General features: G+C 71.1%; 23 protein-coding genes. 13 read left to right on the top strand and 10 right to left on the bottom strand.

What is annotated here, in order from left to right; all coding sequences use genetic code 11:
- Window positions 1-101: 101 nt before the first annotated feature.
- Window positions 102-542 carry a methylmalonyl-CoA epimerase gene (gene mce / locus V2J85_RS23570; protein ID WP_330822650.1) on the bottom strand — a complete coding sequence of 147 codons (441 nt, stop codon included), beginning with the start codon at window positions 540-542 and terminating at the stop codon, window positions 102-104.
- Window positions 543-679: 137 nt separating this feature from the next.
- Here mce and V2J85_RS23565 point away from each other — a divergent pair, with 137 nt between their 5' ends.
- Both V2J85_RS23565 and meaB read left to right on the top strand, forming a co-directional pair.
- Window positions 680-1,891 (top strand): acetyl-CoA C-acetyltransferase, encoded by a 1,212-nt coding sequence (locus tag V2J85_RS23565; RefSeq protein ID WP_261955664.1) that lies wholly within the window; start codon window positions 680-682, stop codon window positions 1,889-1,891.
- Window positions 1,892-1,962: 71 nt separating this feature from the next.
- Window positions 1,963-2,922 (top strand): methylmalonyl Co-A mutase-associated GTPase MeaB, encoded by a 960-nt coding sequence (gene meaB / locus V2J85_RS23560; protein WP_261955663.1) that lies wholly within the window; start codon window positions 1,963-1,965, stop codon window positions 2,920-2,922.
- Between the two features lie 330 nt (window positions 2,923-3,252).
- Here meaB and V2J85_RS23555 read toward each other — a convergent pair whose 3' ends face one another.
- Window positions 3,253-3,870 carry a PepSY domain-containing protein gene (locus tag V2J85_RS23555; RefSeq protein WP_330822649.1) on the bottom strand — a complete coding sequence of 206 codons (618 nt, stop codon included), beginning with the start codon at window positions 3,868-3,870 and terminating at the stop codon, window positions 3,253-3,255.
- A 132-nt stretch (window positions 3,871-4,002) separates the two neighbouring features.
- Between V2J85_RS23555 and V2J85_RS23550 the strand changes: the two genes are divergently transcribed.
- Entirely contained in the window at window positions 4,003-4,719 is a 717-nt protein-coding gene (locus V2J85_RS23550) for a response regulator transcription factor (RefSeq protein WP_261955661.1), read from the top strand.
- Between the two features lie 16 nt (window positions 4,720-4,735).
- A complete protein-coding gene (locus tag V2J85_RS23545) occupies window positions 4,736-6,154 on the top strand; it encodes a sensor histidine kinase (RefSeq protein ID WP_330822662.1) in 1,419 nt (472 codons plus the stop codon).
- Window positions 6,155-6,198: 44 nt separating this feature from the next.
- Here the strand turns inward: V2J85_RS23545 and V2J85_RS23540 are convergent, their stop codons facing one another.
- From V2J85_RS23540 to V2J85_RS23525, 4 genes are all read right to left on the bottom strand, one after another.
- On the bottom strand, window positions 6,199-6,675 hold the full coding sequence (locus V2J85_RS23540) for a MarR family winged helix-turn-helix transcriptional regulator (RefSeq protein ID WP_261955660.1): 477 nt from the start codon (window positions 6,673-6,675) through the stop codon (window positions 6,199-6,201).
- Between the two features lie 116 nt (window positions 6,676-6,791).
- Entirely contained in the window at window positions 6,792-7,565 is a 774-nt protein-coding gene (locus V2J85_RS23535) for an AIM24 family protein (RefSeq protein ID WP_030815426.1), read from the bottom strand.
- Entirely contained in the window at window positions 7,562-8,212 is a 651-nt protein-coding gene (locus V2J85_RS23530; RefSeq protein WP_261955658.1) for an AIM24 family protein, read from the bottom strand. Before V2J85_RS23530 ends, V2J85_RS23535 begins: the two co-directional genes overlap by 4 nt.
- Window positions 8,212-8,850, bottom strand: coding sequence for an AIM24 family protein (locus V2J85_RS23525; RefSeq protein ID WP_261955657.1), 639 nt, complete (start codon window positions 8,848-8,850; stop codon window positions 8,212-8,214). Before V2J85_RS23525 ends, V2J85_RS23530 begins: the two co-directional genes overlap by 1 nt.
- 235 nt (window positions 8,851-9,085) lie before the next feature.
- Here V2J85_RS23525 and V2J85_RS23520 point away from each other — a divergent pair, with 235 nt between their 5' ends.
- Complete coding sequence (locus tag V2J85_RS23520) at window positions 9,086-9,436, top strand: DUF3817 domain-containing protein (protein ID WP_330822648.1); 351 nt, start codon at window positions 9,086-9,088, stop codon at window positions 9,434-9,436.
- On the top strand, window positions 9,433-9,729 hold the full coding sequence (locus tag V2J85_RS23515) for an MTH1187 family thiamine-binding protein (RefSeq protein ID WP_261955655.1): 297 nt from the start codon (window positions 9,433-9,435) through the stop codon (window positions 9,727-9,729). The genes V2J85_RS23520 and V2J85_RS23515 overlap by 4 nt, the downstream gene beginning before the upstream one ends.
- Window positions 9,730-10,229: 500 nt before the next feature.
- On the opposite strand, the gene V2J85_RS23510 is transcribed toward V2J85_RS23515, so the two are convergent.
- A complete protein-coding gene (locus tag V2J85_RS23510) occupies window positions 10,230-11,210 on the bottom strand; it encodes an ArsR/SmtB family transcription factor (protein WP_261955654.1) in 981 nt (326 codons plus the stop codon).
- Window positions 11,211-11,286: 76 nt separating this feature from the next.
- Here V2J85_RS23510 and V2J85_RS23505 point away from each other — a divergent pair, with 76 nt between their 5' ends.
- From V2J85_RS23505 to V2J85_RS23490, 4 genes are all read left to right on the top strand, one after another.
- Complete coding sequence (locus tag V2J85_RS23505; RefSeq protein ID WP_330822647.1) at window positions 11,287-12,624, top strand: MFS transporter; 1,338 nt, start codon at window positions 11,287-11,289, stop codon at window positions 12,622-12,624.
- Between the two features lie 43 nt (window positions 12,625-12,667).
- Window positions 12,668-13,180 carry a MarR family winged helix-turn-helix transcriptional regulator gene (locus V2J85_RS23500; RefSeq protein WP_261955652.1) on the top strand — a complete coding sequence of 171 codons (513 nt, stop codon included), beginning with the start codon at window positions 12,668-12,670 and terminating at the stop codon, window positions 13,178-13,180.
- A 143-nt stretch (window positions 13,181-13,323) separates the two neighbouring features.
- Entirely contained in the window at window positions 13,324-13,656 is a 333-nt protein-coding gene (locus V2J85_RS23495; RefSeq protein ID WP_261955651.1) for a DUF3817 domain-containing protein, read from the top strand.
- Between the two features lie 149 nt (window positions 13,657-13,805).
- Entirely contained in the window at window positions 13,806-15,506 is a 1,701-nt protein-coding gene (locus V2J85_RS23490; RefSeq protein WP_261955650.1) for a coenzyme B12-dependent isobutyryl-CoA mutase large subunit, read from the top strand.
- 190 nt (window positions 15,507-15,696) lie between these two features.
- Here the strand turns inward: V2J85_RS23490 and V2J85_RS23485 are convergent, their stop codons facing one another.
- Entirely contained in the window at window positions 15,697-16,281 is a 585-nt protein-coding gene (locus tag V2J85_RS23485; RefSeq protein ID WP_261955649.1) for a hypothetical protein, read from the bottom strand.
- Between the two features lie 198 nt (window positions 16,282-16,479).
- Here V2J85_RS23485 and V2J85_RS23480 point away from each other — a divergent pair, with 198 nt between their 5' ends.
- From V2J85_RS23480 to V2J85_RS23470, 3 genes are all read left to right on the top strand, one after another.
- The gene (locus tag V2J85_RS23480) at window positions 16,480-16,824 is read left to right on the top strand and encodes a hypothetical protein (protein WP_330822646.1); all 345 of its coding nucleotides are present in this window, start codon (window positions 16,480-16,482) and stop codon (window positions 16,822-16,824) included.
- 71 nt (window positions 16,825-16,895) lie between these two features.
- A complete protein-coding gene (locus V2J85_RS23475) occupies window positions 16,896-18,047 on the top strand; it encodes a WXG100-like domain-containing protein (RefSeq protein WP_330822645.1) in 1,152 nt (383 codons plus the stop codon).
- 14 nt (window positions 18,048-18,061) lie between these two features.
- Complete coding sequence (locus V2J85_RS23470) at window positions 18,062-18,424, top strand: hypothetical protein (RefSeq protein ID WP_261955646.1); 363 nt, start codon at window positions 18,062-18,064, stop codon at window positions 18,422-18,424.
- A 68-nt stretch (window positions 18,425-18,492) separates the two neighbouring features.
- Here the strand turns inward: V2J85_RS23470 and V2J85_RS23465 are convergent, their stop codons facing one another.
- Both V2J85_RS23465 and V2J85_RS23460 read right to left on the bottom strand, forming a co-directional pair.
- Window positions 18,493-20,049: a sensor histidine kinase gene (locus V2J85_RS23465; RefSeq protein ID WP_330822644.1), complete on the bottom strand. Its 1,557-nt coding sequence runs from the start codon at window positions 20,047-20,049 to the stop codon at window positions 18,493-18,495.
- Entirely contained in the window at window positions 20,046-20,771 is a 726-nt protein-coding gene (locus V2J85_RS23460; RefSeq protein WP_261955644.1) for a response regulator transcription factor, read from the bottom strand. The genes V2J85_RS23465 and V2J85_RS23460 overlap by 4 nt, the downstream gene beginning before the upstream one ends.
- Between the last annotated feature and the right edge of the window lie 19 nt (window positions 20,772-20,790).

The following is a 20,790-nucleotide window of genomic DNA, read 5'->3' as shown; positions in this document are numbered from 1 at the left end:
TTCTCCGAAGAAATGGTGTCAGATCATCGGCAGAGTATGGACCGAGCCCCACTCCCGTACCCCGGCCGAAGCTGCACTCTACCGGCCGGGGAACGTGAAGGTCAGTGGTCCGTGGTGGCGGAGGGTGCGGCGGTGACGAGTTCGGTGAGTACGCCGTGGCAGTCCTTGGGGTGCAGGAAGGTGATCCGCGAGCCCATCGAACCCGTCCGGGGCTGGTCGTAGAGCACCCGGACGCCCTTGTCGCGGATGGCCTCGGAATCCCCGTCGACGTCCGCGGTGCCGAAGGCGATGTGGTGTACGCCCTCGCCGTTCTTGGCCAGCCATTTGCCCACCGCGGAGTCCTCGCGGGTGGGCTCCAGGAGCTGGAGGTAGGAGGCCCCGCCGTCCGAGGTCTCGTTGATCTTCAGCATGGCTTCCCGGACGCCCTGCTCCTCGTTGACTTCGGTGTGGAACACCTCGAAGCCGTACGTGGCACGGTAGAACTCGACAGTCTTGTCGAGGTCGAAACAGGCGATCCCGATGTGGTCGATTCGCGTCAGCATGGTTCCAGTGCACCCCTCTCACGACTGGTTACGCAACGTGCGCGCGATCACACCTGCTGGCCGGTGACCCGACGGGTACCGCTCAGTACATTGACGGGAACCCTCGTTAACTTCCCTGCAAAGGAAGGCCGCATCGCATGTCTGAAACCAACGGCACGAACGGCACCACCTCAGTAATCGTGGCGGGAGCCCGTACCCCGATGGGGCGGCTCCTCGGATCCCTGCGGACCTTCTCGGGCGCCGATCTGGGCGGCTTCGCCATCAAGGCGGCGCTGGACCGGGCGGGCATCGGCGGCGACCAGGTGCAGTACGTGATCATGGGCCAGGTGCTGCAGGCCGGGGCAGGGCAGATCCCGGCGCGCCAGGCCGCCGTCAAGGCCGGCATCCCCATGAACGTCCCCGCGCTCACCGTCAACAAGGTGTGCCTCTCCGGCCTGGACGCGATCGCGCTGGCCGACCAGCTGATCCGTGCGGGTGAGTTCGACGTCGTCGTCGCCGGCGGTCAGGAGTCCATGAGCAACGCGCCGCACCTCCTCCCCAAGTCCCGGGAGGGCTACAAGTACGGCGCCGTCGAGATGCTCGACGCGATGGCCCACGACGGCCTGACCGACTCGTTCGAGGGCATCGCCATGGGCGAGTCGACCGAGAAGCACAACACCCGGCTCGGCATCGCCCGGCCGGAGCAGGACGAGATCGCCGCGGCCTCGCACCAGCGGGCCGCCGCCGCCCAGAAGAACGGCCTCTTCGAGGCCGAGATCACCCCCGTGGAGATCCCGCAGCGCAAGGGCGAGCCGGTCCTCTTCAGCAAGGACGAGGGCATCCGGGCGGAGACCACCGTGGAGTCGCTGGCCAAGCTGCGCCCGGCGTTCGCCAAGGACGGCACGATCACCGCGGGCACGTCCTCGCAGATCTCCGACGGTGCGGCCGCCGTCGTCGTGATGAGCAAGGCCAAGGCCCAGGAACTCGGCCTGGAATGGATCGCGGAGATCGGCGCGCACGGCAACGTCGCCGGCCCCGACAACTCGCTGCAGTCCCAGCCGTCCAACGCCATCAACCATGCCCTGGGCAAGGAGGGCCTGACCGTCGCCGACCTCGACCTGATCGAGATCAACGAGGCGTTCGCGGCGGTCGCCGTGCAGTCAATGAAGGATCTGGGGGTCTCCCCGGAAAAGGTGAATGTCAACGGCGGCGCGATTGCCCTGGGTCACCCGATCGGGATGTCCGGCGCCCGCATCGTGCTGCACCTGGCCCTGGAATTGCGCCGGCGCGGCGGCGGGACCGGCGCGGCCGCGCTGTGCGGTGGCGGCGGTCAGGGCGACGCGCTGATCATCCGCGTACCGGGTAAGTAAGCGACAGCCCGTACGTGCGTGCGTACGGGCTGCCGAATCGCGTACCAGCGAGCCGAAGGAGCCGAGCAGCGATGGTGGACGTCCCCCAGCTGGTGGAACAGGCACGGCAGGGCCGGCCGAGGGCGGTGGCCCGGCTGATCTCCCTCGTGGAGGGGGCCGCGCCGGAGCTGCGCGAGGTGATGGCGGCGCTGGCACCGCTCACCGGCAACGCCTACGTGGTCGGGCTGACCGGCTCACCCGGCGTGGGCAAGTCCACCACCACCTCGGCCCTGGTCACCGCGTACCGCAAGACGGGCAAGCGGGTCGGCGTGCTCGCCGTCGACCCGTCCTCGCCGTTCTCCGGGGGCGCGCTGCTCGGCGACCGGGTCCGGATGAGCGAGCACGCCTCCGACCCCGGCGTCTACATCCGCTCGATGGCCACCCGCGGCCATCTGGGCGGACTGGCCTGGGCCGCACCGCAGGCCATCCGGGTCCTCGACGGGGCCGGCTGCGACGTGATCCTGGTCGAGACGGTCGGGGTCGGCCAGTCCGAGGTGGAGATCGCCTCCCAGGCGGACACCTCCGTGGTGCTGCTCGCGCCGGGCATGGGCGACGGCATCCAGGCGGCCAAGGCCGGAATCCTGGAGATCGGCGACGTCTACGTGGTCAACAAGGCCGACCGGGACGGCGCCGACGCCACCGCCCGGGAGCTCAACCACATGCTCGGCCTCGGCGAATCCCGGGCGCCCGGCGACTGGCGGCCGCCCATCGTGAAGACCGTCGCCGCCCGCTCCGAGGGCGTCGACGAGGTCGTCGAGGCGCTGGAGAAGCACCGGGCCTGGATGGAGGAACACGGCGTCCTGGCCGAACGGCGCCGCGCCCGGGCCGCCCACGAGGTCGAGACGATCGCGGTCACGGCGCTGCGCGAGCGGATCGGCGACCTGAGCGGCGACCGGCGGCTGGAGGCGCTGGCCGAGCGGATAGTGGCCGGTGAGACGGATCCGTATCGGGCGGCGGACGAATTGGTGGACGGCGTCACGAATGGCGGCTAGCGCCGGGCCTCCCACGTAGTTGGCTTTGCCGCCGTGGGGGTTGCTCGTCGTTGCGCGCTTTGCGGCGCCCCGTACGTACCTGGCTTTCCCGCCGCGGGGCTTGCTCGCCGTTGCGCTTTGCGGCGCCCCGCACGTACCTGGCCGTCCCGCCGTGGTTGTTGTTCGCCGTTGCGCCTGCGGCGGGCTGGGTTGTTTGTGGGTGCGGTGACGGGCCTCCGGGGCCGGGGTGTGGGACTGCTTCGCTTTACGTCCCACACCCCGGCCCCTCCGGCCCGTCCCCTCCCGTGAGGGGGAGGGGAAACGGTGGGTGGGGGTGGCGGCCCATCCGGGTCAGTCGTCCCCGTGGTCGTCGTGCGTGGGGGCGGTGTTCAGGGTGCCGGTCTGCGGGTCGATGAGGAGCTTGTGCTCGGTGCCGTCCTTGGTGACGGTCTCGACCTCCCAGACGGCCTTGGCGCGGTGGTCGTCGTCCAGTTCGACGGAGGTGACCGTGCCGTGTTCCGCGGCGGCCTTGCGGGCGGCGGTGGCGGCGTCCGTGCGGGCGTTGTTCAGGGCGGACCGCTCGCCGGCGTGATCGTCGTCGTCCTCGTGGTCGACGTGCTGCTTCAGCACCCGCGCGGTCCGCGCGTCGAGGGTGACCTCGTGCCACTTTCCGTCCTTGCCCAGCACGTCCGCGTCCCAGACCAGGCCCGGGCGGTCCCGGTCGAGGTCCAGGCCGGAGACCTTGCCGGGGACGGCCTTCAGGGCGGCGGCCGCGGCCTGGGGAGCGGTCACCCGGGCGGCGCCGGCCTCGCGGAGGTCCTCGGTGTCTTGGCGCTCGTGGCCGGCCGCCGGTGCCGCGGCCGGCGCGGTGCTGCCGGAGCCGCTGCCGCTCACCGCGACGGCGGTGACCGTACCGCCCGCCAGCAGGGCGGCCGCGGCGGCGGTGGCGATGACGAGGTGGCGCTTCATGTGCTCTCCTCCGTAGGTGCTCGGACCCGGTCGTCCGGGTCAACGCTGTTCGGCCACAGTGGCCGAACGCACCTGAAGCCGAGCTGAAGCCGGCTGAAGGACTCTTCAGGTTCCGGGTGGCAGGCTTCGTCCATGCTCCCGCCCGTCACCCACCACCGCCCCGACCGAGGCGCTGCGCGCCGCCCCCTTCGACTCTTGATCGTGGAGGACGAACAGCGGCTGGCCCGGTCGCTGGCCAGGGGCCTGCGGGCCGAGGGATACGCGGTCGACGTGGTGCACGACGGCCTCGAAGGGCTGCACCGTGCCGGCGAGGACGCCTACGACCTGGTCGTGCTGGACATCATGCTGCCCGGCATGAACGGCTACCGCGTCTGCGCCGCGCTGCGGGCGGCCGGGAACGAGGTGCCGATCCTGATGCTGACCGCCAAGGACGGCGAGTACGACGAGGCCGAGGGGCTGGACACCGGCGCCGACGACTACCTGACCAAGCCGTTCTCGTACGTGGTGCTGGTGGCCCGGGTGAAGGCGCTGCTGCGGCGGCGGGGGCGGAGCGCCCAGCCGGTGCTGCGGGTGGGGACGCTCGCCGTCGACCAGGGGGCGCGCCGGGTCGAGCGGGACGGTACCGAGGTCGCGCTGACCGCGAAGGAGTTCGCCGTACTGGAGCAGCTGGCCCTGCGGGCGGGGGAGGTGGTGTCCAAGGCGGAGATCCTGGAGCACGTGTGGGACTTCGCCTACGACGGTGACGTCAACATCATCGAGGTGTACGTGAGCGCGCTGCGGCGCAAGCTCGGCGCCGGGCACATCGTGACGGTGCGCGGTGCGGGATACCGGCTGGTGGCCGGTGCGTAGGGCGCGGGGCCGGGTCCTGGGTTCGGTACGGGCCCGGGCGGCGGCCGGCGCGACCGTGGTGGTGGCGCTGGCGCTGATCGCGGCCGGTACGGCGGTGCTGCTGGTGCTGCGCGGCAACCTGCAGGACCAGGCCGGGCTGCAGGCGGAGGTCGCGGCGCGCGAGGTGGCCGCGCAGATCGCCACCGGCACGGCGTACCCGAAGCTCGATCTGCCGGACGGCGAGGACCATCCGGTGGTGGTCACCGACGACGACGGGCGGGTGCTGGCGGCCGGCGAGGACGTGCGGGCCGTCGACGGCAGGCCGGTCAAGGGCGGGCCGGCAGCGGGCGACGCGGGTGCCGGATCCGGCAGGTCGGGTGACGGCGACGACGATGACGGGGACGACGACCGGGGCGGGCCGCGGGCCGGTGAGGTGGACGACGACGTGCGCTACCGGGACGGGACCGCCGACGTCGACGGCACGGTGGCGGCCTACCGGTTCGCGGCGGTCGAGGCCAAGGACGGCCGGGGCGAGAAGGCCGTGGTGCGGGCGGGGTCCGCGCTGGCGCCGGAGCGTGCCGCGGTCGGCTCGGTGCGGACCGCCATGCTGATCGGGCTGCCGCTGCTGCTCGTGGTGGTGGCGGGGGTGACCTGGCTGGTCACCCGGCGGGCGCTGCGGCCGGTGGAGGGCATCCGGTCGGAGATGGCGGCGATCACGGCCAGTACGGATCTGAGCCGGCGGGTGCCGGTGCCGTCGTCCCGGGACGAGATCGGCCGGCTGGCGCGCACCACCAACGAGACGCTGGCCGCGCTGGAGACCAGCGTCGAGCGGCAGCGGCGGTTCGTCGCGGACGCCTCGCACGAGCTGCGCAGTCCGATCGCCAGCCTGCGCACCCAGCTGGAAGTGGGGGTGGCGCACCCCGAGTTGCTGGACGTGCCGGGCGCGGTGGCGGACACCGTGCGGCTGCAGCGGCTGGCGGCGGACCTGCTGTTGCTGGCGCGGCTGGACGCGGGGGAGCGGCCGGCCGCGGCCCGGGTGGACCTCGCGGCGCTGGTGCGGGAGGAGCTCTCGCAGCGGGCCGGGGACCGGATTCCGGCCACCGCCGGTGAGCTCGCGGTCGTCGAAGTGGCCGGGTCCCGCGGTCAGTTGGGGCGCGTGCTGGGGAACCTGCTGGACAACGCGCAGCGGCATGCGGCCGGGGAGGTGCGGGTCGCGGTGGTGCGCGAGGGGGAGTGGGCCGTGCTGCGGGTCGAGGACGACGGGCCCGGGGTGCCGGAGGCGGACCGGGAGCGGATCTTCGAGCGGTTCGTCCGGCTCGACGACGCGCGGGCGCGGGACGACGGCGGGGCCGGGCTGGGACTGGCCATCGCCCGGGACGTGGCGGTCCGGCACGGCGGCACGCTGGTCGTACGGGACCGGGCGGTCTTCGAGCTGCGGCTGCCGGCGGCCGGCTGAGCCGATGCGGCCGCGGCCCCCGGGCGGGGGCCGCGGCCGGGCGGTCAGATCGTGCCGCGCTGGACGCGGAGGTGTTCGGCCACCGGGGTGAGGGAGGCCCGCAGCGCCTGCAGGTCATCGGGGGAGAACAGATCGATGAAGTGCTTGCGGACCGAGGCGACGTGGTGCGGGGCGACCCGGCGCATGGTGTCCCAGCCCTCCTCCGTCAGCACCGCGTAGAGGCCACGGCGGTCCGATTCGCAACTCTCTCGGCGTACCAGGCCGGCGTTCTCCATCCGGGTGATCTGGTGGGAGAGACGGCTCTTGGACTGCAGGGTGCTGGCGGCCAGGTCGCTCATCCGGAGCCGATGGTCCTCGGCCTCGGAGAGGTTGACGAGGATCTCGTAATCGTTGTTCGTCAGGCCGAACGGTTGCAGATCGCGCTCCAGTTGGTGCATCAGCAGTCTGCTGACGTCCAGATGAGTGCGCCAGGCACGCTGCTCCTGGTCGGTCAGCCAGGGAGTGTCGCTGTCGGTCGTCATGGATGAATTCTACCTGTTAAAAGTTGAATAGTGAATTAATCCCCGTTGGGGTGACGACGACCGGCCGGGGCCGGATGTGGGTCAGACGTTCGAGGTCACCGTCCGCAGACTACCGCTCACAGCCCGAAGCGGCGCTGGAGGCTCCCGAGGTTGCCGGGCAGCTGGGGCAGTTGTGAGCCACTTTGCGGAACGTGTCCGCCACCGCCCGGAACGCCCTCCTCCACCGGGACCGCGCCGGTCGCCAGCTCCGGCATCAACTGCTCCGTCGACTGCAGCAGGACCGTGCCGGCCCCCACGAACTCGAACTGGTGCTCCTCGCCCGAGGCCCCTCCGATACCGGTGTGCGCGCGCAGCCCGCCGAGGAATCCCCGCAGGTACTGGTGGTCGTAGTGGTGGCACGGCGAGGGGCAGTCGGCCCAGCCGACGAGCGCCTGCGGGTCCACCCGGATCGGCGGCTCCATGAACACCACCGGCCCGTTGGACGCCGCCACGAACTTGCCCGTCCCGATCAGCGTGAGGAAGCCCGGGATGATCGACTGCTTCAGCGACAGAGATGGCTGAAACGCGAGCAGATTGCCCGAGCGAATAGTGAGGTTGCCCTCATCGAGATCGTAGGAATTCACGTCGAAGGCACGGTCCGCGAGCAGCATCTTTCCCCGGCCCTCGGCGACGACCCAGTCCGCGGCGTGCAGTGGCGAATGGAAACTTCCGGCGATCAGCCGGTCCAGCCGGCCGTGCCCGATGCCCTGGAAGTCGATCTGCCCGTAGTAGGCGATCATCTTCCCCTTCTGCAGGAACCACTGGCCGTTCAGATCGACGCTGAAGGCGTACGGATTGACGTTGTCATCGGCGGGGAGCGAGGCGACGTCGTGGACAACGGGACCGGTCACAGCTTCTCCTCCGACGCCTGGACGTAGACGGTGCCCTGGCCCGACAGCTCCAGCTGGAAGGCCTCGCCCGAACCGCGGCCGACCATGTCGCGCCAGCCGAGCGCGGTGGACAGTTTGTTGCGGACCTCGCCGCGGTGCGCGACGTACGCCTGGGGGTCGACGTGGACCGGGCGCTGCGGGGTGATCGGCAGCTCCAGCACGCCGCCGTGGGCCATCACCGCGGCCGAGCCGACGCCGGAGAGCGTCGTCGTGAACAGGCCCTGGCCGGTGACCTGGCCGCGGACCATGCCCATCACACCGCCCTGCGCGCCCATGAACATCGTGCCCTGCTGGAGCGAGCCGTCGAAGGCCAGCAGCCGGTCGGCCTCGACGTAGAGCGTCTCGCCGGTCAGGTCCACGACGTGGACGTGATGCCCGCCGTGCCCGAACATCACCGTGCCACTGCCTTCCACGGTCATCAGCGGGGTCGCCTCACCGGCGACCCGGCGGCCGATCATCGAGCCGATACCGCCCTGGCCGCCCTGGATGTTCGGGGTGAACGAGACCTCCCCGCGGTACGCGAGCATCGCCCCGCGCTGGCTGAACATCCGCTGGCCGGGCGTGATCGTGGCCTGCACCATGCGGGAGTTGAGCGCCGTGAACGGCATCAGACCTCACCGCCCACGGTGTTGCGCTCGCTGGGCTGGACGTAGACCAGGCCCTCGCCCTCGAAGCGGATCTGGAACGCCTCGCCCGAGCCCTCTCCCATGAACGTGCGGAAATTCACGCCCGACTGGAAGTGCTGCTTCAGATCGCCGGTGTGCGCCACATAGGCGCCCGGGTCGACCTGCAGCGGGTACTGCTTGGTGACCCGCAGCACCACCGCGGGACCGTCCGAGGTGATCGCCGCCTGGCCGCTGCCCTCGACGGTGGTGGTGAACAGGCCGTTGCCCTGGGAGGCGCCGCGCAGGCCGGTGAACGTCGTGCCCGTGCGCAGCGCCGCGTCCGTGCAGAGCAGGTTGCTGGCCTCCACGTACAGCTTCTCGCCGTGCAGCCGCACCAGATTGATCTCGCTGGCGCGATCGGCGAAATAGCAGGTGCCGTGGCCCTTCACCTCCATCACGGCCATCTGCTCACCCGTGAGCCGCCGGGTGACCATGCCGCGCAGACCCTCGCCGCCGCCGGTCATCTTCTTGAAGGACATCTGGCCGTCGTACGCGACCATCGCCCCGTTTTTCGCCTTGACGGCATCGCCCGTCATGTCGACGGCGAGCACCTTGCTCCCCTGGAGCCGAAACTGAGCCACGCGTCAGACGGTAATGGCCACCGGCCGCGCGGGGCAGGCCCTTTGCCCCTGACATCGCCCGGAGATCTCCCTGAGCCGACCGGGTCCCGCTCGCCGGTCCGCCGGCGGCCGGCCCGGGGTGGTCCGGCTCACGTCCCCCCGGCGCGGTGATCGCGGGTGCGGCTGTAACAATGGGGCGACGCTTGTGAACCCTTGCACAAGCCAGCTCCTCGCCCGCCACCCGAACGAGGTTCCCGTGGACATCAAGACCGCCGCCGCCCTGCACCGCCTGCGCCTGGCCTCCGTTCCGGAGGCCATCTCCTTCCCCGCGCTGCTGATCTTCGGTACCGGTTTCCGGCTCGCCTTCGACTACGACGCCCTGGTGATGCCGCTCGGCCTGATCCACGGCCTGCTGTTCATCACCTACATGGTGCTGCTGCTGGACGTGTGGAACCGCACCAAGTGGCCCTTCAAGCGCGTCGCGTTCTTCTTCCTGCTGGCGATCCTCCCGTTCGGCGGCCTCTACGGCGACCGGGTGCTCAAGCGCGAGGAGGAGGCCGGCGTGATCGCCGCCCGCGCCCGCAAGGAAGGGATCGTCAACGCATGATCGTCGCCTTCTCCGTGAGCCCGCTGGGCGTCGGCGAGGACGTCGGCGAGTACGTCGCCGACGCGGTCCGGGTCGTCCGCGAGTCCGGCCTGCCGAACCGCACGGACGCGATGTTCACGTCCGTCGAGGGCGAGTGGGACGAGGTCATGGATGTCGTCAAACGAGCCGTCGCGGCCGTCGAGGCACGCGCCGGACGGGTCTCGCTGGTCCTCAAGGCGGACATCCGCCCGGGGGTCACGGATGGACTGACGTCGAAGGTCGACACGATCGAGCGGTTCCTCTCCGAGGGCTGAATCCCACGTACCTGGCTGTCCCGCCGCGGGGCTTGCTCGCCGTTGTGCGCTTTGCGGCGCCTCCCACGTACCCGTCTGTTCCGCCGCGGGTGTTGTTCGCCGTTGCGCCTGCGGCGGGCTGGGTGGTTTGTGGGTGCGGTGACGGGCCTCCGGGGCCGGTTGTGTGGACTGCTGACGCTTTACGTCCACACAACCGGCCCCTCCGGCCCGTCCCCTCCCGTTGGGGGGAAGAAAACGGTGGTGGGGGTGCACGTGACGTCCACGTGCCCGCAGGCAACGGATGACGCCCGCCCCCAACCAGCTGAGAAACCTCCCACTCACGGGAGGGGGTGGACCGGAGGACGAAGTCTGGAGGGCCGGCACCGCACCCGACAACACCACGCCCGCCGCCAGGCGCAACGGCGAGACGACCCGCGGCGGGTCGGCCAGGTACGTGCGGGGCGCCGCCAAGCGCGCAACGGCGAGCAACAACCGCGGCGGGACAGACGGGTACGTGGGAGTCAACCAAGCAACGCAAGGCCGAGTGGTGTCTGTTCGTAGAGCACTTCGTGGCCGTGGCGGTGGGAGGTCAGGAGGCCTGCGGCGCGGAGGACGGAGAGGTGGGCCGAGACGGAGGACGGGGCGAGGCCGAGGCGGCGGGACAGTGCGGTCGTGGTGGACGGTGCGTCGAGCGCGGCCAGGACGGCCGCCCGCTTCGGCCCCAGCAGCCGGGCCAGTGCGGGCCCGGCGTCCGGCTCGGACCACAGGCCGCCGATCCCGCGGGCCGGGTAGATGACGGTCGGCTGCCACGGCGGATCGAAACCGCTCACCACGTCCGGCCAGGCGAAGACGCTGGGCAGCAGCAGCACCCCGCGGCCGCCCAGGTCCTGGGTCTGCCGGAAGTCGGTGCGGGTCCGGACCGTGAGGGTGTCGCCCGACCAGGTCAGCCGGGGATGCAGATCGGCGAAGAGCCGCCGCAGTCCGCCGTCCGCCAACTGGCGTGAGCGGTAGGCGATCTCGGCCTCCAGCAGGGCCCGCAGCCGGGGCCAGTCCGGGGCGAGCAGCGCGTGCCAGGCCCGTTCGGTGACGTCGGCCAGCTCCTGCACGGCGCGGGCCGGATCCGCCAGCGCCGCGCGGCCGCGCGCGGACTCGGCCCCACCGGGGGTGCAGGCCAGCGACTTGGCCATCTCGGCCCGGGCCAGTTCCGGGTCGGTGGCCCGCAGCCGCGCCAGTTCCTCGTCGAACCCGGTCGTCGGGGTGTCCGGGGGCCGGCCCAGGAAGTCCGGGGTGTAGCCCGGCGGCGACGCCGGCATGAACAGCCACAGCGGTGTCAGGTCCAGCCCGGCCAGCGCCGTGCGCATCCGCCGTAACCACGGCGCGTGGTAGCCGTGCCGGTCGGTGCGGCGCAGGGTCCGTACCGCCTCGTGCGTCTCGCACAGCGGCGAGATGGCGAACCGGATGCGCAGCAGGTCGTCGGCGCCGAAGTGCAGATGCAGCGGCATGACCGCGGGACCCCCCGGGGATTCGGCTGGGGCCGAAAGATTACGGGACGGGGGCGGCGCGCGGCAGTCTGCCGCCATGTCCGCGACCACCGGGCCCGTTCCGCCGGGCCGTACTCCCGCACGCCCCGAGGAGGGGCCAGAGGCCGGCGGCGGCCCCGTCGCTGCCGGCCGCCCGGCCCGTTACCGTGCCGTCTTCGCCGTCCCGGAATTCCGTGCGGTCTTCGCCGCGCACCTGCTGTCCTCCCTCGGCGTGGTCGTCTGCGAGATCGCGCTGTCCTTGCTGGTCTTCCGGCGCACCGAGTCCCCGCTGCTGAGCGCCCTGACCTTCGCGCTCGGGCTGCTGCCGTACGTCCTCGGCGGGACGCTGCTGTCCGCCGTCGCCGACCGGTACCCGGCCCGCCGGGTGCTGGTGGTCTGCGATCTGCTGTGCGCGCTGGCGGCGGCCGGGATGGTCCTGCCCGGCACACCGGTCGCCGTGCTGCTCGTCCTGCGCTGCCTGATCGCCGCCGTCGCGCCGGTCTTCGCCGGCACGCGTGCCGCCACGCTCGGGGACATCCTCGGCGAGGGGGATCTGTTCGTTCTGGGCCGGTCGGTGATCCGCATCGTGAACCAGAGCGCCCAACTGGTGGGCTTCGGTGTCGGAGGGCTGCTGGTGGCCGTGGTGACGCCCGGGGCGGTGCTCGCCCTCACGGCCGTCACCTTCCTCGGTTCGGCGCTGCTGCTGCGTCTCGGCACCCGGGCCCGCCCGGCCCGGGACGGCGGCGGCGCGGCGGCCGGGCGCGGAGCCCTGCTGGGCGCGTCGCTGGGCGGCGTGCGGCGGCTGCTGGCGGACCGCAGGGTGCGCGCGCTGCTGCTCCTGACCTGGCTGCCGCCGGCCTTCGTGGTCGTCCCCGAGGCGCTGCTCGTCCCCTACGCCGACCTGCTCGGCGCCGGCCCGGGCGGTGCGGGGCTGCTGATGTGCAGCATGCCGATCGGCGCCGTGGTGGCGGAGAGCCTGGTCGGCTCGCTCCTGGGGCCGCGGGCCCGGTCCCGGCTCACCTTCCCCATGGGCGTCTTCGCCGTCCTGCCGTCCCTCGGCTTCGCCGCGCAGCCCTCGCTGGGCTGGGCGGTGCTGCTCCTGGTACTGACGGGTACCGGCATCTCGTACAACTTCGGGGTGGACCGGTGGTTCGTCGCCGCGGTCCCCGAGGAGTTGCTGGGGCAGGGGATGACGGTGGTGCAGGCGGGGCGGATGACGGCGATGGGCCTGGCGATGGGTGCGGCCGGTCTCGCGGCGGAGTACGCGCCGCTGCGGGCGGTGATGCCGGCGGCGGGGGTCCTCGGCGTGCTCTGCGTCCTCGCCGTGATCCGCGAGGTCCGGCGGACCGCCGGACGGGACCGCCGGCCCGGACCGCTGAGTGAGACCGAAAACTGAGACAAGGCTGACCACAATATGACCGCCGGGTAGGGTCGGAGACGTGCCGAAGCCGCTCAGCCTTGCTTTCGATCCCATCGCGCGCGCCGACGAACTGTGGCGCCAGAGGTGGGGAGCCGTGCCGTCGATGGGCGCGATCACGTCGATCATGCGCGCCCATCAGATTCTGCTGTCCGAGGTGGACGCGGTGGTCAAGCCGTACGGACTGACCTTCGCCCGGTACGAGGCGCTGGTGCTGCTGACCTTCTCCAAGGCCGGTGAGCTGCCGATGTCCAAGATCGGTGAGCGGCTCATGGTGCATCCGACCTCGGTGACGAACACCGTCGACCGGCTGGTGAAGTCCGGCCTGGTCGCCAAGCGGCCCAACCCGAACGACGGGCGGGGCACCCTTGCCTCCATCACGGACAAGGGCCGCGAGGTCTGCGACGCCGCGACCCGGGACCTGATGGCCATGGATTTCGGACTCGGCGCGTACGACGACGAGGAGTGCGCGGAGATCTTCGCGATGCTGCGGCCGCTGCGGGTGACGGCGGGGGATTTCAAGGACGCGGACTGAGGTCGGAAAGTACGGTCGCTGCGGGTCAGCGCGCTTGTGCCCGGCGTTCGCGGGGGTGGCCCGCGAAGGGTCCTCACCTGGTGCCGGGCGGTTGCGTGCTCCCCGCGTCCGCGGGGATTTTCTGGGCGGTTACGCTCGTATCCATGAAATCCAGCGTGCTGACCCGCTATCGGGTGATGGCTTACGTCACCGCCGTGATGTTGCTGGCGCTCTGCGCCTGCATGATCGCCAAGTACGGCTTCGGGATGGGCAAGGACCTCACCCTGGTCGTCTCCCAGGTCCACGGCGTGCTCTACATCATCTACCTGATCTTCGCCTTCGACCTGGGCTCCAAGGCCAAGTGGCCGTTCGGCAAGCTCCTGTGGGTGCTGGTCGCCGGCACGATCCCGACCGCGGCGTTCTTCGTCGAGCGCCAGGTGGTGCGCGAGGTCGAGCCGCTGCTCGCCGAGAGCGCCCCGGAGCCGGTCAAGGTCTGACCCCGCTCCGTCACGCGCCCGTCCCGCACCGGCACGGGCGCGTTTTCGCGTTCCCGCCTCTCCCCCCGGCCCGCTACGGGGTGTGACAACCGCGACCCACGGGGCGCTCCCGTCGACAATTACTAGGACGTCCTAGTAAATTCGATCGTATGGACGCTGACGCGATCGAGGAAGGCCGCCGTCGCTGGCAGGCCCGGTATGACGCTGCCCGCAAGCGGGACGCGGACTTCACCACGCTCTCGGGCGATCCCGTCGAGCCGGTGTACGGGCCCCGGCCCGGGGATTCCGTCGAGGGCTTCGAGCGGATCGGATGGCCGGGCGAGTACCCCTTCACCCGGGGGCTGTACCCGACCGGCTACCGCGGCCGTACCTGGACCATCCGCCAGTTCGCGGGCTTCGGCAACGCCGAGCAGACGAACGAGCGCTACAAGATGATCCTGGGCAACGGCGGGGGCGGGCTCTCGGTCGCCTTCGACATGCCGACGCTCATGGGCCGGGACTCCGACGACCCGCGCTCGCTGGGCGAGGTCGGCCACTGCGGCGTGGCCATCGACTCCGCCGCCGACATGGAGGTCCTCTTCAAGGACATCCCGCTCGGCGACGTCACGACGTCGATGACGATCAGCGGCCCGGCCGTGCCGGTCTTCTGCATGTACCTCGTCGCCGCCGAGCGGCAGGGGGTGGATCCGGGGGTGCTCAACGGGACCCTCCAGACCGACATCTTCAAGGAGTACATCGCCCAGAAGGAGTGGCTCTTCCAGCCGGAGCCGCATCTGCGCCTCATCGGCGACCTGATGGAGCACTGCGCGCACGGCATTCCCGCGTACAAGCCGCTCTCGGTCTCCGGCTACCACATCCGCGAAGCCGGGGCGACGGCCGCGCAGGAGCTGGCGTACACCCTCGCGGACGGTTTCGGGTACGTCGAACTGGGGCTCAGCCGCGGCCTGGACGTCAACACCTTCGCACCAGGGCTTTCGTTCTTCTTCGACGCCCATGTCGATTTCTTCGAGGAAATCGCCAAATTCCGCGCGGCACGCCGGATCTGGGCCCGCTGGATGCGCGAGGTGTACGGCGCGACGAGCGAAAAGGCGCAGTGGCTCCGCTTCCACACCCAGACGGCGGGTGTTTCGCTGACCGCTCAGCAGCCGTACAACAACGTCGTCCGGACCGCGGTCGAGGCCTTGGCGGCGGTGCTGGGCGGCACCAACTCCCTCCACACCAACGCCCTGGACGAAACCCTCGCGCTGCCGAGTGAGCAGGCCGCGGAAATCGCGCTGCGTACGCAGCAGGTGCTGATGGAGGAGACCGGGGTCGCCAATGTGGCGGATCCGCTGGGCGGTTCGTGGTTCATCGAGCAGCTGACGGACCGCATCGAGGCGGACGCGGAGAAGATCTTCGACCAGATCAAGGAACGGGGCCTGCGGGCGCATCCCGACGGGCAGCACCCCATCGGCCCGATGACCTCCGGAATTCTGCGCGGTATCGAGGACGGCTGGTTCACCGGCGAAATCGCCGAATCCGCCTTCCGTTACCAGCAGGCGCTGGAAAAGGGCGACAAGAGGGTCGTGGGCGTCAATTGCCACGAGGGTTCGGTCACCGGTGACCTGGAGATCCTCCGGGTCAGCCACGAGGTCGAACGCGAACAGGTCCGCGTCCTCGCCGCCCGCAAGGCCGCCCGCGACGACGCCCGGGTGTCCGCCTCGCTCAAGGCGCTGCTGGCCGCCGCGCGGGACGGCAGCAACATGATCGAGCCGATGCTCGACGCGGTACGCGCCGAGGCCACCCTGGGCGAGATCTGCGGCGCCCTGCGCGACGAGTGGGGCATCTACACGGAGCCGGCGGGCTTCTGAGCGAGTGTCCCTGCCGCTGGGCGGCTATCCCTCCCGTTGAGCCGGCCGACGCCACCGTCGGCCGGCTCAACGCGTCAGTACGAGCCCGAGCACCGGACCGACCACGACCACCCCGAACAGGGCGACCGCTGCGGTGGACACGACGATCGCGACCTTTCGGGGCAGAGAGGTGTGCGGGTGGGGGAGTGGTTCAGCGCGGAAGCAGGAAGGCGAGGAGCGGGCTGACGACGAGCATGCCGACGGCGGACAGCGCGACGACGCCGAGCACGATCGCACGCGTCGCGGTGCCCTTGGTTTCGCGCCAGGTCTCCCTCAGGCCGCGCCCGCTCCGGCCGAGGTCGGTGAGCAGCCAGAGCAGGGCGAAGGCCGCGGGGAGAAGGCAGGCGAACGCTGCCACGAAACTCTGCAGGGCCTGCGTGGTGTTGACCAGCTCGGTGCGGTGGTCACCGATTCCGCTGGCCGGGAGTTCCACGCCCGCCGGCAGGGATTTCCCCAGACCGCTCATTTCGGCTCGGGGATCATTCGCTTTTCCGGTGTCCGCACGGAAGGTGCCGGTGCAGGTGTAATCGGTGTAGGAATGGCCTTTGCGGGAGTAGTGGTATACCGATGTGCACTTCGCGACGATCAGATGCCCCGGCGTGCCCCTGACGCCGGCAGAAGCCAATCCCGACCAGGCGGTCCAGGCGCCGAAAAGCAATGCTCCGATCATCACGAGCACCGTCACGCATCGGCCCAGAAAGCGTTTTACGGGGGGCGGCGCCTGAAATTGGGGCATAGTGGATATATCCTTTCGTGCTCGCCGATATGGTCGAGCTGGTTGCGGTAACTCTGCGGTGAGGGGCGGGAGTTGCACCGGACGTGAAAAAGATCTTCACCTTTCCCTCACCTACGGTGGCCGTGGGCCTCGGCTACCGTACGTTACGGTTGACGTCTTCTTTACGCTCTCAAGTCAATGCCATTCCGAGGGGGAGTTATGGCGGGTGCCGGTTATGACGTCGATCCGGCGGTGCTGAAGACGCAGGGAGGCGTCTTCCGGGAAATCGGCTCCGGATTCAGCGACGCCGCCAAGAAGTTGAAGGCCGCATGCGGCGGTGATCCCGCGGATGCGTGGGGGAAGGACGACTTCCTCGATATGTTCAATAATTTCTACGCGCCGGTGGCGGAGGGGCTCTGCGACTCCATGCCCCATCTTGGGGAGGAAATCTCCAAGATCGGCAGCAAGCTGGAAGCCATGGCCGCGCACTACGACGCCACCGAGCAGGATCAGCACGACCACCTTGCCAAATACGCGGCGCAGCGACCGCACTTCGCGGACTGACGCCCTTTCGGTTCCGCCTGCTTTCTCGCACATCCGCACCGACAGAACTGTTTCTCGGGGGACACCTCACCGTGGCCGTTACGCTGCCGACCGAGCTCGACTGGATCCTCGATCTGCTGGGATTTCAATGGCCCAATGTCGACGAGGACAAAATGCGGGACGCCGCCGAAGGCTGGAGCAATTTCGCCGCGGCCGCCCGCCAGTACCAGTCGCAGGGCATCACTGCCTCCAACGCCGTGCACGGCGCCAACTCCGGTGAGGCGACCGAGGCGTTCGACAACACCTGGAAGAAGTTCGGTGGGGACGGCGGCTGGCTGGAAGAGGCTGCCGACGCGGCGGACGCCCTCGCCATCGTGCTCCAGGTGGTCGCCACCATCGTCCTCGTGATGAAAATCGCGGTGATTGTCCAACTCATCGCGCTGGCGGTCGAGTTCGTCGCCGCCCAGGCGGCGGCTCCGGTCACCCTGGGGGCTTCCGAGGCCGGTGCGGCCGCGGCCACGGTGACGACCCGGGTCCTGGTCCGCCGGATCATCACCGAGGCGAAGCAGAAGATCGTCCAAGCCGTGAAGGACGCCCTCGCCCAGAAGGTGGAGAAGAAGGTCGGCGAGATGGTGAAGGAACTCGCCATGGACTTCGCCAAGGACGCGGCCAAGGGGCTCGGGGGGAACATCGCGACCCAGGGCATCAAGGCACACTTCGGGGCGCAGGACGGGTTCGACTGGGCGGAAGCCGGTAAGGCGGGGTTGAAGCCGCTGGTGAACCTCGACGGCAAGGGGCTCGGTCTCGCCGGCGACAAGGTCAAGGACCTCAGCCAGGCCGGTACGGGCCTGTACCACATGGGTCAGGGCATCGGGAAGGTCGCGCAGGGCGACTTCGCCGAGGGCGGCAAGCAGATCTGGGACGGACGCGAGGAGACGGCCAAGGGCGTCCGGGAACTCCACGGCGTCCGCTACAAGGACAAGGAACCGGCGGCCGAAGGTGAGAGCTCGTCCGAGGGCGGTGCGTCCGAGGGCGGTTCCGGTTCCTCGTCCGGAGAAGGGTCCGGGTCTTCCGGGTCCGGTAGCTCCACCTCCTCCTCCGGGACGGGTAGCTCCACGGCCTCCTCCGAGGGCGACGGCGGCGCCTCGACCCGTACCGCCACCGCCACCCCCACCCCTCCCCCCGCCCCCACCACCGAGAGCGGCCGCGCCGAGGCCGACCGTGCCCGTGACGCCTTCGGGTGAGAGGAAGTACATCCATGAGCAGCAACAACGTCCGCTTCAGCGCCCCCGGTGAGCGGGACTACCCCGTGGCGGACCGGGACCTCGCGGAGGAGCAGAACGAGCACCTCACCAGGTCCTTGCGGGCGGTGCGGGACAACGCGGCCGCTCCGGCCGAGGTCCAGGACCTCGCGCGCAAGGTGCTCGGTGGCCGGCTGGAGCTCAAGGACGTACTGGACGACCCGTCCGGGTACCGGGCGCTGACCGACGGGATCGCCGGGATGCGGGAGAGCTGGCGGTCGATGTCGCCGGAGGACCGGCAGGCGGTGCGGGCGCGGGTCGAGGAGAAGGCCGAGGAGGCGGAGGCCGACGGGGTCGGCGCCACGTACCGGCCTCGGTGAGCGGCCGGCACGGGCTCGGCAAGCGCCCTCAGGGACCATCAACCCGTCTCAGGGGCCATCAATCGCCCTCACAGGGGCGGCACCGGCATCCGCAGCCGGAACAGTGCGCCGCCGCCCGGTGCCTGTTCCGCCGTGAGGTCGGCCGCGTGGGCGTGGGCGATCTGGCGGGCCATGGCGAGGCCGAGGCCCGAGCCGGGGAGGGCGCGGGCGGCGTGGGCGCGGTAGAAGCGGTCGAAAACGTGCGGGAGGTCCTCGGGGGCGATGCCCGGGCCGTGGTCGCGGACCGTCAGGTTCAACTCGCCCGCGGCGCAGTTGAGTTCGGCCTCCACCGGTCCGCCCGGCGGGGAGAACTTGGCGGCGTTGTCGAGGAGGTTGGAGAGCAGGCGGGTCAGGCGGGAGGGGACGCCGGGGACGGTGACCGGGGCCGCCTCGGGGGCGAGGCGGAGGGTGAAGGCGGTCTCCGGCCAGTGTTCGCGGGCGGTGGTCACCGCGTGTTCCAGCAGGACGGCCGGGCGGACCCGTTCGACCAGGGGCTGGGGCTCCTCGTCCCGGGCGAGTTCGATCAGGTCGTTGACGAGGGTGGTGACCTCGCGCAGCTGCCGGCCCAGAGCCGCCGAGGCGCGGTCGCGCTGGGCGTCGGTCAGGCGGTCGGCGCGGGCGAGCAGTTCGGCGTTGGTACGGAGTGCGGTCAGCGGCGTCCGTAGTTCGTGGGAGGCGTCGGCGACCAGACGGCGCTGGGCGGTGACGGACTGCTCCAGGGCGGCGAGCATGGTGTTGAAGGTGGCGGCGAGGCGGGTGAGTTCGTCCTCGCGGGCGGTCGGGCCGGCCGGCAGTGCGATGCGGTGGCGGGGGTCGCGGGTGGCGGCGATGCGTTCCGCGGTGGCGGTGAGGCGGGCGACCGGCGCCAGGCCGGCCCGGGAGACCGCGTAGCCGAGCGCGGCGGCCAGCAGGATGCCGGCGCCGCCGACCGCGGACAGCGCCCAGGCGGCGTGCTGTACCCCGCGTTCGACGGTGTCCGAGCGGAGCGCCACCTGGAGCGCCTCGTGCCGGCCGTGCGGCGCGGTGTACATCCGGACGGGCTGTCCGTCGACCGTGAGGTCGCGGTAGTACGGCGTCTGCCGGCCGGCGGCGACCCGGCGGGTGTCGTCGGAGACCGGCAGGACGGGGTAGCCGCCGCGGGGGTCCTTCGCCGGGTCGGCGGGAACGATCTGGAAGCAGGGCACGGCCTGGTAGCGGCAGGAGGCGTCGCTCACGGTCGGGCCCCAGTCGCGGGTCTCGTGGATCTTCTGGGTGGCCGTCTGGGCGAGATCGAGTTCCAGCTGGCGGGTCATCTGGTAGTGGATGATCACGAAGGCGGCGGCGCAGACACCGACCGCCACCAGGGCGACCGCGGCGGAGGCGGCCAGGGCCAGGCGGGTGCGGAGGGGGTGGTGATGGCGTCGCCACGGGGCCGCGTCCGAAGTGCCCGGCCCCTGGGCGCCGCTCGCATCCCCCGGCCCGTGCGTCCCCGTCCCCTGCGTCCCCGTCCCCTGCGTCCCCGGCCCGTGCGTCCCCGCCCCCTGCGTCCCCGTCCCGTCCATCCCTGTCCCGTGCGTCCCCGCGCCGTCCGCCCGCTCCCCGCTCATCGGTTCTCCGGGAGGTCCAGGCGGTAGCCGATGCCGTGCACGGTGTGGACCAGGCGGGGCTCGCCGCCGGCCTCCAGCTTGCGGCGGAGGTAACCGACGTACACCGCAAGGGAGTTGGAGTCCGGTCCGAAGTCGCGGCCCCAGACGCGCTCCAGGATCATCTCGCGGGGCAGCACCTGGCCCGGGTGCAGCAGGAGCAGCTCCAGCAGCGCCCATTCGGTACGGCTGAACTCCAGCGGGCGGCCGGCGCGGTGGCCGGTGCGGGTCACCGGGTCGACGACCAGGTCCTCGAAGGAGAGCCGGGTGTCCTCGACGGCGGGCGCCGCGGCCCGGCGGAGCAGGGCCCGTAGCCGGGCCAGCAGTTCGTCCAGGGCGAAGGGCTTGACCAGGTAGTCGTCGGCGCCGGCGTCCAGTCCGTCGACCCGTTCGCTGACCGAGTCCAGCGCGGTCAGCACGAGGATGGGCGTGCGGTCGTCCAGCGCGCGCAGCCGGCGGCAGACCGCGAGCCCGTCCAGCACCGGCATCATCACGTCCAGGACGATGGCGTCCGGCTGCCAGGCGGCGACCTCCGAGAGCGCGGCCAGCCCGTCGGCGGCGCCGCGGACCGCGTAGCCCTCCACGGACAGGCCGTCCTCCACGGCGGCACGCACCTCCGGTTCGTCGTCGACGACGAGGATCTTGGGGGCCGGGGCGTGCCCGGGTGTGGACGACGGCATGGACATAGGCTGCCAAACACCTCTC

The sequence above is a fragment of the Streptomyces bugieae genome, assembly GCF_036352915.1.
GTDB lineage: Bacteria > Actinomycetota > Actinomycetes > Streptomycetales > Streptomycetaceae > Streptomyces > Streptomyces endophytica.
This window is presented reverse-complemented; position numbering and strand designations above follow the sequence as displayed.